This window comes from Pseudomonas sp. MWU13-2517, from assembly GCF_023242545.1.
Lineage (GTDB): Bacteria > Pseudomonadota > Gammaproteobacteria > Pseudomonadales > Pseudomonadaceae > Aquipseudomonas.
On the sequence record NZ_JALMFA010000023.1, the window covers coordinates 1 to 13,123 of the forward strand.

The 13,123-nt window shown below is 59.7% G+C and carries 12 protein-coding genes; 6 read left to right on the forward strand and 6 right to left on the reverse strand.

The genetic code is table 11. From position 1 onward, the window contains the following. Positions 1-97 precede the first annotated feature (97 nt). From M5B97_RS26075 to M5B97_RS26085, 3 genes are read left to right on the forward strand one after another with little or no spacing between them, the layout of a single operon-like run. Positions 98-757 carry a paraquat-inducible protein A gene (locus M5B97_RS26075; protein WP_123714416.1) on the forward strand — a complete coding sequence of 220 codons (660 nt, stop codon included), beginning with the start codon at positions 98-100 and terminating at the stop codon, positions 755-757. Next, entirely contained in the window at positions 744-1,367 is a 624-nt protein-coding gene (locus M5B97_RS26080; RefSeq protein ID WP_123714417.1) for a paraquat-inducible protein A, read from the forward strand. The genes M5B97_RS26075 and M5B97_RS26080 overlap by 14 nt, the downstream gene beginning before the upstream one ends. Further along, a complete protein-coding gene (locus M5B97_RS26085) occupies positions 1,360-3,663 on the forward strand; it encodes an MlaD family protein (protein WP_248733086.1) in 2,304 nt (767 codons plus the stop codon). Before M5B97_RS26080 ends, M5B97_RS26085 begins: the two co-directional genes overlap by 8 nt. Before the next feature lie 121 nt (positions 3,664-3,784). On the opposite strand, the gene mksF is transcribed toward M5B97_RS26085, so the two are convergent. The 3 genes from mksF to mksB are packed head-to-tail and all read right to left on the reverse strand — an operon-like array spanning position 3,785 to position 8,596. Next, positions 3,785-6,625 carry an Mks condensin complex protein MksF gene (gene mksF, locus M5B97_RS26090; RefSeq protein WP_248733087.1) on the reverse strand — a complete coding sequence of 947 codons (2,841 nt, stop codon included), beginning with the start codon at positions 6,623-6,625 and terminating at the stop codon, positions 3,785-3,787. Then, positions 6,622-7,329: an Mks condensin complex protein MksE gene (gene mksE / locus M5B97_RS26095; RefSeq protein WP_123714418.1), complete on the reverse strand. Its 708-nt coding sequence runs from the start codon at positions 7,327-7,329 to the stop codon at positions 6,622-6,624. Before mksE ends, mksF begins: the two co-directional genes overlap by 4 nt. Beyond that, complete coding sequence (mksB, locus tag M5B97_RS26100; RefSeq protein WP_123714419.1) at positions 7,319-8,596, reverse strand: Mks condensin complex protein MksB; 1,278 nt, start codon at positions 8,594-8,596, stop codon at positions 7,319-7,321. The genes mksE and mksB overlap by 11 nt, the downstream gene beginning before the upstream one ends. Before the next feature lie 187 nt (positions 8,597-8,783). Here mksB and M5B97_RS26105 point away from each other — a divergent pair, with 187 nt between their 5' ends. Both M5B97_RS26105 and rimI read left to right on the forward strand, forming a co-directional pair. Beyond that, positions 8,784-9,524 carry an energy transducer TonB gene (locus M5B97_RS26105; protein ID WP_248733134.1) on the forward strand — a complete coding sequence of 247 codons (741 nt, stop codon included), beginning with the start codon at positions 8,784-8,786 and terminating at the stop codon, positions 9,522-9,524. Next, entirely contained in the window at positions 9,517-9,969 is a 453-nt protein-coding gene (gene rimI / locus M5B97_RS26110; RefSeq protein ID WP_090366980.1) for a ribosomal protein S18-alanine N-acetyltransferase, read from the forward strand. Before M5B97_RS26105 ends, rimI begins: the two co-directional genes overlap by 8 nt. Before the next feature lie 57 nt (positions 9,970-10,026). Here rimI and M5B97_RS26115 read toward each other — a convergent pair whose 3' ends face one another. Then, positions 10,027-10,392, reverse strand: a complete 366-nt coding sequence (locus M5B97_RS26115; protein WP_123714421.1) for a serine kinase/phosphatase — start codon at positions 10,390-10,392, stop codon at positions 10,027-10,029. 139 nt (positions 10,393-10,531) lie between these two features. Between M5B97_RS26115 and can the strand changes: the two genes are divergently transcribed. Then, positions 10,532-11,176 (forward strand): carbonate dehydratase, encoded by a 645-nt coding sequence (gene can / locus M5B97_RS26120; RefSeq protein WP_010213394.1) that lies wholly within the window; start codon positions 10,532-10,534, stop codon positions 11,174-11,176. Here can and M5B97_RS26125 read toward each other — a convergent pair. Further along, positions 11,173-11,697, reverse strand: coding sequence for an SET domain-containing protein-lysine N-methyltransferase (locus M5B97_RS26125; RefSeq protein WP_248733088.1), 525 nt, complete (start codon positions 11,695-11,697; stop codon positions 11,173-11,175). The genes can and M5B97_RS26125 overlap by 4 nt on opposite strands. A gap of 143 nt (positions 11,698-11,840) precedes the next feature. Then, positions 11,841-13,010 (reverse strand): hypothetical protein, encoded by a 1,170-nt coding sequence (locus M5B97_RS26130; RefSeq protein ID WP_134658908.1) that lies wholly within the window; start codon positions 13,008-13,010, stop codon positions 11,841-11,843. Positions 13,011-13,123 lie beyond the last annotated feature (113 nt).

A 13,123-nucleotide genomic window follows, 5' to 3' on the forward strand; every position in this document is an offset into this window, starting at 1 on the left:
GAAATTTTCACCGGCACTCCCAATAAATTTGCACAGTTATTTCTGAACCAGACCACTAGAATAGGCACCTAACCTTTTTAGAGTCTGAGCCCTACTTATGCCCGATCCGGCTGATACCCTTGAGGTGTCGGATTTACCACTGGACGACCTGGTGGCATGCCATGAGTGCGACCTGCTGATGCGTAAACCGGCGCTCGTCCTCGGTGAAAAAGTCCAATGCCCACGCTGCGGATATGAGCTGTACGCTCACCGCCACAATGTCGTGGAGCGAAGCCTTGCCTTGGTAATTGCCGCACTATTGCTGTACGTACCCGCGAACTTTTTACCTATCATGCAGCTCAATCTACTTGGGCAATCCTCCGAAGATACCGTATGGAGTGGCGTAGTCGGTTTGTTTGATACCGGCATGCAAGGCGTCGCGGTTGTGGTGTTCTTGTGCAGCATGGGCATTCCCCTGCTCAAATTGCTCTGCCAGCTTGCCGTGTTGCTCAGCATCCGCTGGAAGATCGGCCGCAGCTATGGGTTGTTGCTCTATCGCATTTACCATCATCTGAAAGATTGGGGGATGCTGGAGGTCTACTTGATGGGCGTGCTCGTGGCGATCGTCAAACTCGCCGACATGGCCTCCATCACGATCGGCCTGGGGCTCGTCTGCTTCGTCAGTCTATTAATCGTTCAAGTGCTGCTTGAGGTGGTGATGTCGCCCCACCAGATCTGGCAGGCGCTGTCTGGAGAGGATGATCATGCGAGCGATTGACGCGGGCATTCTGATTTGTACCGAATGCCACGAACTGAACAAGCAAGAGTCGGACACCGATGAGCAGCTTTGCACGCGTTGCGGCGCGTTGATCCACGCCCGGCGCCCCAACAGCCTGACACGCACATGGGCATTGCTGATTACCGCGGCCATCCTGTATATCCCCGCGAATCTGTTGCCGATCATGACCATCAATACCCTTGGGCAGGGCGATCCCAGTACCATCATGGCCGGTGTGATCCAACTGGTGCAGCACGGTATGTATCCCATCGCGGCCGTGGTGTTTATCGCCAGCATTCTGGTGCCAACATTCAAGTTGGTGGGTATCGGTCTGCTCCTGTTTTCGGTGCAGCGCCGTCAACCGCTGTCCGCGCAACAACGCATTATCATGTACCGCTTTATCGAATTCATTGGACGCTGGTCCATGTTGGATATCTTCGTGATCGCCATTCTGGTGGCGGTTGTAAACTTTGGGCGACTTGCCAGTGTCGAGGCCGATCTCGGTGCCGCAGCGTTCGCCAGTGTGGTGATCTTGACGATGCTTGCCGCAGTAACTTTTGATCCCCGACTGATTTGGGATAACACGGAGTCGGACGACGACCATGAGTGATTTGCCTAAAGCTAAAACCCGCCCAGCCTCCAACTGGTCGGCCATTTGGGTGTTGCCCCTGATTGCCCTGATCATCGGTGGCTGGTTGGGATGGCGTGCCTATACCCAACAGGGCATCGAGATCCAAGTCCGTTTTGAAAGCGGCGAAGGTATTCAGGTCAACAAGACCGAAGTGGTCTACAAAGGCATGACCGTGGGCAAGGTCAAAACCTTGGCCCTGGATGACGAAGGCAGCAATCGCGGTGTGATCGCTACCATCGAAATGAACAAAGACGTTGAGCAATACCTCAAGACCAACACGCGCTTCTGGCTGGTCAAACCCAGCGTCACTCTTGCCGGTATCACCGGTCTGGAAACCCTGGTCTCGGGTAACTACATTGCCGCCAGTCCGGGTGATGGTGAGCCCACCCGCAAATTCAAGGCGCTTTCTGAAGAGCCGCCGTTATCCGACGCCAAGCCCGGCCTGCACTTGACCCTCAAGGCCGATCGGCTCGGCTCGCTGAATCGTGGCAGCCCGGTGTTCTACAAGCAGATCCAGGTCGGCCAGGTCAAAAGCTACCTGCTTTCCGAAGACCAGAGCACCGTCGAGATCAAGGTCTATATCGAACCGACCTACGCCAACCTGGTGCGCAAACATACGCGTTTCTGGAACGCCAGTGGCATCAGCATCGACGCCAACCTCTCCGGTGTGAAGGTGCGCAGCGAATCCCTCTCCAGCATCGTCGCCGGAGGTATCGCCTTCGCTACGCCAGAGAATCGCAAGGACAGTCCGCCGACCGACCCGAGCCTGCCATTCCGTCTTTATGAGGATTTTGATGCCGCCGCGGCCGGCATCAGAGTCAAGGTCAAACTCACCGATTTCGAAGGCTTGCAGGCCGGACGCACCCCAGTCATGTACAAGGGCATCCAGGTCGGTAGCCTGAAAACCCTGAAGATCGACCCCAGTCTTTCCAGTGCGAACGCTGAACTGACCCTTGACCCACTTGCCGAGGACTATCTGGTGCAGGACACCCAGTTCTGGGTAGTCAAGCCATCCATCTCCCTGGCGGGTATCACCGGTCTGGAAGCCCTGGTCAAAGGTAACTACATCGCCATCCGACCTGGCGACAAAGGCGGCGCGCAGCAGCGTGAGTTCATCGCTCGGGCCAAAGCGCCGCCGTTGGACCTGCGCTCCCCAGGCCTGCACATGGTGCTGCTCACCGATAACCTCGGCTCCCTGGATGTGGGCAGTCCGATCCTCTATAAGCAGGTCAAAGTCGGCTCGGTGCAAAGCTACCAGTTCTCGCGCAAGAACAAGCAACTGGTGATCGGCGTACATATCGAGAAGGAATACGAAAATCTGGTCAACGGTTCGACGCGTTTCTGGAACGCCAGCGGCGTCACCCTGACCGGCGGTCTGACCGGCGGCATCCAGGTGAAGAGTGAATCCCTGGCCAGCCTGATGGCGGGCGGTATTGCCTTCGAGACCCCGGAGCCCAACGTACCACTGAAAAAACGTATCCCGCGTTTCCGTCTGTTCGCCGACCGTGAAGCGGCCAATCAACATGGCACCCTGGTGACCATCAAGGTTGATCGTGCCGATGGACTGCGTCCCGGCACACCGGTGCGTTACAAAGGGTTGGACGTGGGCAAGATCGAGAGCGTCGACCTCAGCGCCGACATGCAGTCAGTATTGCTCAGCGCACGTATCACCCAAGTGGCTGATCGGATCGCGCGCACCGGTAGCCAATTCTGGGTGGTCAAGCCTGAGCTGGGCCTGATGAAAACGTCGAACCTGGAAACCCTGGTCACAGGCCAATACATCGAAGTGCAACCGGCGGCGAAAAACGCCGGTCCGCAGAAGAGTTTCGTCGCGCTGGACCAGCCACCTGAAGCCGCCCACCAAGAGGCTGGCCTGAGCCTGACACTCAGTGCCGCACGCCGTGGTTCGTTGAAGGAAGGCGTGCCGGTCACCTATCGCGAAGTTACCGTCGGCAAAGTAACGGGCTACGAGTTGGGCCAGACCGCGGACCGTGTCCTCATCCACATCCTGATCGAGCCCAAGTACGCGCCACTGGTACGCAGCGGCAGCCGCTTCTGGAACACCAGTGGTTTCGGGCTCGACTTCGGGCTGTTCAAAGGCGCGACGGTGCGCACTGAATCCCTGGAGACGTTGGTCGCCGGCGGCATCGCCTTTGCCACGCCAGACGGCGAGCGCATGGGCAACGCTGCACGGCCGCAACAAACCTTCCCGCTCTTCGACAAGTTCGAAGATGAATGGCTGACCTGGGCACCTAAGATCCCGCTCGGCAAGTAGACCGAGGCGCGGCTTTCGCGGGCAAGCCCGCGATAGGGCCGTAAGAACAAACCACATTCCAAGCCTACAAAAAAGGCCGCGATCCATAAGATCGCGGCCTTTTGCGTTTCAGAGCCGTGGATTAAACCTCATCCAACTCCGGCTCATCCGCCTGCACATTCACCGTGGCTTTCACCACATCGTGACGACGGATGTACTTCCAGTCCGCCTCATCGATGTAGATTCCATTCGGCCCGCTGCCGCCTTCGAGGTCGATCGCCACTTGAGCGGACACCTGCGGCTTCACACTCGCCAGGATCGGCACGAAGCCCAGCTGCAAGCTGGTTTCCAGCAAGGCGGCCTGGTTCTTCTCGTCGATGTCCGCCGCCTCGTCGAGGTAGTACGGCAAGCGCACACGTCCGGCCTGGTCGCGGTCCATCAAGTGCAGCAACAAGTACATGTTGGTCAGCGCCTTGATGGTCATGGTGGTGCCGTTGGACGCCGCGCCATCGATGTCGGTGTGAATCACCGGCTGGCCGTGCACCTTGGTGATCTCGAACGCCAGCTCGAACAAGTCCTTGAGGCCCAACTGGTTATGGTTGGCGGCTACCAGGCGGGCCAGGTATTCCTTGGCCTCTTCGTTCTTGTTGTCTTGCTCGGCGCTCTGGCTGAGGTCGAAGACCGACAGGGTCTCGCCCTCTTCGTACTGACCGGCACTGTGAATGATCTGATCGATATGCTTGAGCGCTTCCTTGTTCGGCGCCAGCACGATGCGAAAGCTCTGCAGGTTGGACACCTGGCGCTTGTTGATCTCGCGGTTGAACAACGCCAACTGGTGTTCCAGGCTGTCGTAGTCACTACGGATATTGCGCAGGGTGCGTGCGATATCGGTGACCGCCGCACGGCGCGCCTTGCCCAGCGTCAGCGCTTCGTCGGTACGGTGCGCATAGGCGTTGATCAGCAGCTGAAGGCGACGTTCAACGTCATCCTCGCTGTCGAACTTGGCCACACCCTTGAGGCGTACCTGCGCATACAACGCTTCGATCTGGCCATCAGCGCGCAGCAAACCTTGCCAGCTGTCCTGATAGTCATTGAGCAGCGGCAGCAGGTTGTCCATAGAGTCGTCGACCGGGTCCATGAACGGCGTGCCGAACGGCAAATCCGCCGGCAGCAGCTGACGACGACGCAAGGCGTCATCCAGCGTACGCTGCTTGGCTTCCATATCCGCGATCTGACGGCCGACCAATTGCAACTTGGCCGACAGTTGCTGAACGCGTTCGGTAAAGGCATCGCTGGAGCGCTTCAACTCATCCTGGGCCGCTTCCATCTGCGCCAGGTTTTCCAGCTTCTCGCCTTCTTCGGCACTCAGGGTTTGTGTGCGGCGGAAATCTTCCAACGCCTTTTGTGCATCCAGTACCTGTTGGTACAGCGCTTCGGTCTGGGTCTTGCTCGCCGCGCGGTCAGAGGCTACTGCCTGCTGCGTCTTGAGCTGCTTGAGTTCTTTTTCCAGGCGTTCTTTCTGGTCGCGCAATGCTGCGCGATCCGCCAGGGCTTGCAACGCCGGTGGTTCGATGTGGGAGATGTCGATAGACAGCCCCGGCACTTCGAAGCGCTCGCCCTTGAAACCATCGAGGATCTGCTCCAGGGATTTGACCCACTGGCCGTCCTCGTCCAGCGTGATGCCATGCTCACCCAACGGCAGGCTGAATAGCGAACTGTTGAACAGGCGCATCAGACGTTCAACATCCTGCTGTGAGAATTCTTCACGCAGTTTGGCGTAGCTGTTGTTGTCCGCGTGGTCGAGTTGCTGCCTGACCGACTTCAAGCGTTTTTCCAGGTCCCGCAGACGCTCGTCCAAATCCTCGGCGCTGAATTGTCGCGACTGCGCCAGGGCACCGGCCAATTCATCGTGGGCGTCCTTGGCTGCCAGCAGTTGCTGCTCCAGCACCCTGACGTCATCGACCAACGCAAAGCGATGCTTGAGCACCGACAATTCGCCCAGCCAACGCTGAATGCCGCTGATTTCCCGCTCCAGGCGCATCAGCTCCTGGGTGCCGCCACGCTGGTCGTTCTGCAGCGCATCCTGCTCGTTGCGGTAGTGCTCGGCCTGGATCGTCAGCTCCTCCTTGCGCGCACTGGCGTAGTCTGACCAAGTGCCCAGCAACGAATCCAGCAGTGGCGACAGGCGATGCAGTTTGCCCCGCAGGATATCGCGCTGCTTCACGCCATTGGACAGGGCTTCGACCAAAGGCCCGGCGGCCACCAGCGAGTTGTAGTCCTGTTCCATGCGGCGCACATCACGGAAGGCTTCTTCGCACGCGGCGATGTAGTCGACACTGCCCGAACGCAGGCTGTGTTCGAACGCATCGAGGAACAATTGCTTGAGCTTGGCCGCGGTGATTTCGCGCATGTGCAGCAGGTTGATAAACAGTGCCCTGAAAGTCTTCAGGCTCTGTTCGCTGGTGGAGCGCAGCGGAATCAGGGTCAGGTCCAGCGGGATCGACGTGTGGCCGCCCACCAGCAAGCGACGCAGTTCATCGGGTTTGAGTTCGTAGGCTTTCAGGCCTTCGCGCTCAAGGTTGGTGAACAGCTCTTTCTGGCGCAGGCAGGTGTCGTTTTTCTGGTAGTGAGCCAGGTCCAGCTTACCGGCATAGGCAAAGAACTGGTGCCCGAAACCACCCCCCGGGCCACGTCCGACCACGCCGATGACGTGTGGGCCGTGGGGCAGGGCGACTTCCACGAGAATGTAGCTGGTGTCACTGGCGAAGTAGAAACGTCGCGATTGTTCCAGGGTGTACTTGCCGAAACTCATGTCCGACATGCGCGCCAGGATCGGGAACTGCAACGCGTTGATCGACGCCGATTTGCCCAGGTTGTTCGCACCGTACACCGACAGCGGTTCTTCCAGCGGGAACAGGCCCAGGCTGTATCCGGCGGTGTTCAATAGGGCGAAGCGGCGGATGCCGTAGCGTTCCTTACTCATGCGTCGGTCTCCTGTTCTTCTGCAATGGCACGAGCCAGAGCGTCTTCTTCGCTTTCTTCGGCAAAGTCACTGAGGTCCAGCGGGTCATCGGTTTTCAGCAGTTTTTCATCGCTGTCTTCGTCGATGATCACCGGTGCCGGCAATGGCAACACGCTGTGGATGCTGGCGGCCAGGTCGCGGTCCTGCTGTACCGACAGGCACACATCAAGGAACCGGTGCATCGGCGGCAGGAAGCGGTATACGCCGTTGTCTTCGCTGGCAAAACCCAGTTGGGTCATGCGGCGCATGATTTTTTCTTCGAGCTCTTCCTGGGTCTGCACTTCGGCCTGCATGAACAGGTCACGGTACTTCTCCAGCAATGACGGCAGCTCATCGCGGCCCAGGCTGCCACCGTCGAGCACGGCGATCGGGTCACGGCCCTGGTCGGCCAAATGCTCGACGATGATGAAGGTGAACAACGCCAGGCGCTGCGCGGTCTTGTTCACTTGCGCGGCAGCCACGGCGGTGTCCGGCACGAAGTAGTAGAAACCCCGGGTATCGCATACCAGTTCAAAGCCCAGAGCCTTGAACAGCGTGCGGTACTGGTCCTGGAAATTCGACAGTTGTGCGTACAGCTCCGGGTCGCGGCGGCTGACGTGGTAACCCTTGAACAGCTCGCGAAAAATCGGCGCCAGCTGGGACAGTTCGGATAGATCAAGATGCATAAGGCGTGCTCGCAGAATTCTCGACGGCGTCAGGCGCAGCCGGGAGCAGGGCGAATGAGCGCAGGCTGACCTGATGCTCGTGTGTGTGGTATTCGCGACGTTCCAGGCGCTCGCGCTTGAAGCGTTTCTCGCGGGACAGGCGCGAGAACCAGTACAGCAACTCGTCGGTGGCACCGTTCGGTTCCTGTTCCAGCAGCCAGGTCATCAGGTCCGGCATCGGCAGCGCGTCCTCGCAGCGTTCGAGCATTTCCTTGACCGTGCGTGGTGCGCGCGGGGCTTCGCCTTTGTGGGATTTATGCGCCTTGGGGAACCGCGCCGGTTTCGGTTCGAAGTTCGCCAGCGCGTAGACATAGGCTTCCACCTGGCTCGCGCTGCCGAGGAAAGTGCTCTGCGGCCGGGTAAACATCGGCAACGCCGCCTGCGGCACCGCGTCCAGCCCTTTTCGGCGAATCGCCGACAAGGCCAGCGCCGCGCCACGGGTCACGGCGTTGTGCCGACGGGCTTCCTCGCGCAACGGCAACAGCAATTCCCGCGCATGACGCAAGGTCAACTGGGCGCTGGTCTGCATTTCGAGGATGCGCGCGTGGGTACGCAGCAACATGTCGTCATCAACCAGGTGACCGAGACGCTGTTGCTCGGTGAGCATGCGCAACAGCACATTCTCGACCTTGCGCACGCCCTGTTCGAATGCGCCGTCGGCGTTCACCAGTTGGATCATCGGTTCGACGTATTCATCCCAGGTCGCCAATACCTCGGCGTAACGCTGGCGCAGCGGGATCTGCCGGTCGCTGGTCTTGGCGCGGTCGGCCACGGCGGCCAGGGCCTGTTCGTCGTTGGCGAGCTTTTTCAGCACGTCACGCACGCGCATGTCGAGCAGGCGCAGTTGGCGGGCCAGGTCGTGGCCGTCGCGGATGTCGAAGGCGTCCTGGATGTAGCCTGCCAGGCGCTCCAGATGGCGCAGGTAGGCTTCGATTTCCAGGCACAGGCCAAGCCGGTGCTCCTTGCGAAGGTAAGCCAGGAAGTCATGGATCTGCGCATTGAGCTCGAAACGGTTCGGGCTCTTGGCGACAGGCACCAGGATATCCAGGCGAATCCATACGTCCAGCAGGCTGGTGATGTCCTGGGGCGTGCTGTCCAGTTGTTGGGCGGCCAGTTGCGCGCGCAGCTCGCTCAGGCTCAAGGTGCCTTGGTCGAAGTGTTCACACAGTGGCTCAAGTAAGGCCCAGTGTTCGGCGAGGGCGCGTAGGACGCGCTTGGGTTCGATCATGGGAATGGCCGGCTGGTTGGCGATTAAAAGTCGCGATTGTACTGCATCAGGCGCGGGATTTATCCACAGCCGGTCAGTGCGCAGTGGGCGATTGTTGCCGAACAGCGGTAGAATCCCCGCTCTTTACTTATCCACAAGTGGCCGAGCTGTGCTTATCGAGTCCCGACGTCGTGCTTATTTGACCGCCATGCAAGTGGTCAACTGGCTGCCCCGCACCGAACTGCCGTTTGCCGCGCCGTCGCGGCCGGAGTTGTTGCAGGCGCTTGAGCCTTATGAGTTCGAGTCATCGGGCGAGGAAGCCGCGGCGCCGGTACCGGTGGTCAAATCCGTAGCCGAAGCGCGGCCTGTGGTGGAGCGAGCGAAGATCGAAGTGCCGCGCCCTTCGCCGGTGTCCAAACCGGTGGTGGCCGAGGAAGCGGTGCCGGTGGTCAAGGCTCCGGTGGTGCCGCCACCGCGCTTTGCCCTGCAGTTGCTGCGTGCCGGGCGTTGCCTGTTGCTGGTGGAACTGCCCACCGGCGAACGTTTCCAGACCCGCGACCCGGCCTACATATTGCTCAAGGACATGCTGCGGGCTGCCGGCCTGCCCGACAGCCCGCAAATCGTCGGCGACCCGGTGCGCTGGCCACTGCTGGTACGCGGCACCATGGACCAGGGCCCGGAAGCTGCGCGGGATTTTGTGCAAGGCTTCGTGTCGGCCCGCCTGGAAGACGAGCCCTGTGTGTGCCTGTGGCTGATTGGCCTGCCTGCCGTGCGTTTCGCCGGCGAGGCGAATGCCGAAGCTTGGTACCGCGAGTTGCAGGTCGAGGGCCTGGGCTCGGTATGGGCCCTGCCGGGCCTAGAATTATTAATGGAAGAGCCACAGCGTAAGGCTGATGTCTGGCAAGCCATGCGCCGGCTGATGGCGCGCTGGAAAACGACTGATGAGTGAGGCTTTATCTTTCCGCCCGATGACCGAGGCCGACCTCGACGCGGTGCTGAAAATCGAATACGCGGCGTTCAGCCATCCCTGGACCCGCGGGATTTTTCTTGATGGGCTGGGCAAATACCAGATCTGGCTGATGTTCGAAGGTGAGCAGCAAGTGGGCCACGGCGTGGTGCAGATCATCCTTGATGAAGCGCATTTGCTGAATATCACCGTCAAACCGGAAAACCAGGGCCGCGGCCTGGGGTTGGCGCTCCTGGAACACTTGATGTCCCGTGCCTATGCCGCCAATGCCCGGGAGTGCTTCCTGGAGGTGCGCGACAGCAATACAAGCGCCTTTCGCCTTTATGAGCGGTATGGCTTCAACGAGATCGGTCGGCGTCGGGACTACTACCCCGCCGTGGGTGGCCGTGAAGATGCGGTGGTCATGGCCTGTACGTTGGTCGATTAGGCACACCGTCCCATGTGGGAGGGGGCAAGCCCCTCTCACATTCAGCTCGGCAGCGCTTCAGCGCTTCTCGCCGACGGGGTCCAGGTCCGCCAGTTCTGCTTCATCCAGGCCATTTCCACCGCCGATCTCTGCTTCATCGACAATGCTCAAGTCAAAGTCAGCCGGATTATCTTCACCTTCCTCCCGCGCATCCCGCGCGCCATCCTCACGGATCAGTGTTTCCGGGCTCATGTCATCGTCAGTCGGTTCATGATTGTTGGTAGAGGCTTCGGTCAGCCCGGCTTCACGCGCACGTTCATCACCGATGTGGGTAGAGGGTTCATCCTCGTCAAAGTCCAGTTCGCGCATTGAGCCCATGCGGTCTTCGTTGTCATCAATCGGTTCGGGCTGTGTGGCGTCAAAAGGGCGTCGTGATTCAGTCATGGCCTATCCTCATACTGTGGGGCTTATAGTGAGTGGACAGGCGTGGCTGCCTAAAGATTCAAGCTAATTAGCGCTCAGCGTGACCCGGACGACGGGTTGTCAGTCACAAAACTGCGCATCATTCCTGAGGCTTTCCCTGATGAACGAACTACAAGACTTGCTTGATAACAACGAACGCTGGGCGGATGCGATCAAGCAGGAAGATCCCGAATTCTTCGCCAAGCTCGCCCGCCAGCAAACTCCGGAATACCTCTGGATCGGCTGTTCCGATGCCCGCGTACCGGCCAACGAGATCGTCGGCATGTTGCCGGGGGATCTGTTCGTGCACCGCAATGTGGCCAACGTCGTGCTGCACACTGACCTCAATTGCCTGTCGGTGATCCAGTACGCGGTCGACGTGCTCAAGGTCAAACATATCCTGGTGACCGGTCACTATGGCTGCGGCGGCGTGCGAGCCTCGATGCAAGATCGCCAGTTCGGCCTGATCGATGGCTGGTTGCGCACTATTCGCGACCTCTACTACGAGAACCGCGACCTGCTGGCCCAATTGCCTACCGAAGAAGAGCGCGTCGACCGCCTCTGCGAGCTGAACGTGATTCAGCAGGTGGCCAACGTCGGCCACACCAGCATTGTGCAAAACGCCTGGCACCGCGGGCAGAGCCTGTCGATCCATGGCTGCATCTATGGCATCAAGGACGGCCGCTGGAAAAGCTTGAATACCACCATCAGCGGTTTTGAACAGTTGCCGCCGCAGTATCGCTTGCGCCCATTGGGTGAAGCCTAAGGAAGCTTGCGCATCCGCCACTGCTCCATGAACGCCTGGCCCTCGGTGTTCAGGGGTTCCTGATTGCCGGTGATCCAACCCCGGCAGTTCAGCTCGCCGCATTGGCAAGCGAACTGCCGGAACAACGCGTCCTCGGTGCTGGCGTAATCCATGCTCAGCATCGTGCCGGCGTGTAAGGGCTGCACGCTCCACAACTCCAGGTACGTGGTGTCGAAAAACACGTTCGGATTGCACGAGTGCCTCAATAAACCGGCGAACCAGCGGTCGTACAAGTGAATGCGTGACGACAGCTGCAAGGTATGCAGGCGTCGCTCGCTCACTGCGTAGCCGGAGACCTTGGCGATGCGCACGCGGCTGTCGAAGGCTACGCGGGTCTTGATCCCGGTTCCAACGCCCCCTTCATCGTGCAAGACCTTGAATTGCCGGGTCGAAGGGTAACCCTGCTCGACAAGCAGCGTATTAAAGGGGTAAAGGCAGTCATTTGCAGCAGGTTTGGCCTTGTCCATGGCATGAGTTTTCATGACGCTCCTGGGTGAGGCTGCATCGACTTGCTGATGGTGTCCGACTACCAGTCCTGCAGCGGATGGGTGCTGTTCAAGGTTCGTCGAAGTCAGGCCCGGTTTCTACTGTCAACTCTGACAGTAGAAACCGGTTTTTGCGTGATTTATAAGGCTGGGGCGGCGAGCGTGGGGGTTGGAGCGGCGGTTTTCAGTTGCTTCAGATGTGCCTTGATGACCGGCGTGGCACATTTGGCGTTGGCTTGCTCCGGCGTCAGGTTGCGTACTGAGGTATAGAACAACTCACAGGTCTGCTCCTTGCGCGTGACTTGCCAGGTATTCATGCATGCCTGAAGCAACACGTTGGGATCGCTGGCCGGTTTCTGTCCCATCCCGGCCTGCCAGCAGGCCGCGCTCAAGTCCTGGCCCATGACTTTCAAGCCCGCTTCATCGGCCTTTTGCTCGTTACCGTCATAGGTGGCCGGGTCAGCCGCATACCAGATATAACTCGGATGGTTAGAGCCCAGCACCGAAACCGTTTTGCCCGCGGCAGGGCTGATCTGCGCCAGGCTCAGCACGCCCACGGTCTGGCCGTATTGCTGCTTGATCCAATTGCGCACTGGGGCGCCGAACGCCACCATCGGCAAGGAGCCGCCGGGCGTCAGGCTCAGTTCCTTGACCATGCGCGTCTGGTAATCGGTGAAATAGCTGTAGACGGCTTCCAGATCTTTGCCCGCGTTAGACGGTGCGGCGATCGGCGCGATATCGATGATGGTCTGGTAACCCGGCGTTTCGGTGGCCGGGATGCCGTTGTCGGTGAGCAAGGCCGCCCAGCGGTCGGTGGTGGCCGACTCCAGATAGTCCTGGGCCTGGGTCAGTGAATAGTCCGGCGGGAAGTGCAGCAGTTCGATGCTCTTGCGGTTTTCCAGGGCCATGCCCAGCGGCAGGAACAGGTACCAGTTGTACGCCCACTTGCCGTCGCTGTTGAGCTTGCTGGCACCGTGGTAAGCCAGGTTGGCGGTGTCGAGCAACGCGGTCAAGGGGCGGCCGTAGTTGTCAGGAACGCCGCTGAAGGTCGCCGAGAGCTGCCCCTCGTGGGTCTTCACGCTGACCTTGGCCCGGCTATAGCCGTCACGCTGCAGGCTCTGGTTCAAGTAGTGCTCGACGGTCTGTTCCAGCGTCCAGGGCCGAAAGCAGATCACGTTGCAATTATTGGGGAAAGCGAACAACTGGGTGACGCGCTGCGTACTGCCCAGCGGCACCTCGATATCAGCCTGTACGGCCGCACTCCCCATGAGTGCGGCCAGGGCGAAAGACAACCTGGTCGGTTTGAACATGCTTGATTCCTTGTCAGCGAAAGCCCGTCTGCGCGGGGTGAAGGCCCACCCCCACACAGTAGCGGCTGACCAGCAAAACCGCGTGTTAAATCTCCAGGCATGTCGCTATTGGA

Excerpts from the sequence above, each read along its gene's own strand:
- M5B97_RS26075 (WP_123714416.1), top strand. The coding sequence starts at position 98 with ATGCCCGATCCGGCTGATACCCTTGAGGTGTCGGATTTACCACTGGAC.
- M5B97_RS26080 (WP_123714417.1), top strand. The coding sequence starts at position 744 with ATGCGAGCGATTGACGCGGGCATTCTGATTTGTACCGAATGCCACGAA.
- M5B97_RS26085 (WP_248733086.1), top strand. The coding sequence starts at position 1,360 with ATGAGTGATTTGCCTAAAGCTAAAACCCGCCCAGCCTCCAACTGGTCG.
- mksF (WP_248733087.1), bottom strand. The coding sequence starts at position 6,625 with ATGAGTAAGGAACGCTACGGCATCCGCCGCTTCGCCCTATTGAACACC.
- mksE (WP_123714418.1), bottom strand. The coding sequence starts at position 7,329 with ATGCATCTTGATCTATCCGAACTGTCCCAGCTGGCGCCGATTTTTCGC.
- mksB (WP_123714419.1), bottom strand. The coding sequence starts at position 8,596 with ATGATCGAACCCAAGCGCGTCCTACGCGCCCTCGCCGAACACTGGGCC.
- M5B97_RS26105 (WP_248733134.1), top strand. The coding sequence starts at position 8,784 with ATGCAAGTGGTCAACTGGCTGCCCCGCACCGAACTGCCGTTTGCCGCG.
- rimI (WP_090366980.1), top strand. The coding sequence starts at position 9,517 with ATGAGTGAGGCTTTATCTTTCCGCCCGATGACCGAGGCCGACCTCGAC.
- M5B97_RS26115 (WP_123714421.1), bottom strand. The coding sequence starts at position 10,392 with ATGACTGAATCACGACGCCCTTTTGACGCCACACAGCCCGAACCGATT.
- can (WP_010213394.1), top strand. The coding sequence starts at position 10,532 with ATGAACGAACTACAAGACTTGCTTGATAACAACGAACGCTGGGCGGAT.
- M5B97_RS26125 (WP_248733088.1), bottom strand. The coding sequence starts at position 11,697 with ATGAAAACTCATGCCATGGACAAGGCCAAACCTGCTGCAAATGACTGC.
- M5B97_RS26130 (WP_134658908.1), bottom strand. The coding sequence starts at position 13,010 with ATGTTCAAACCGACCAGGTTGTCTTTCGCCCTGGCCGCACTCATGGGG.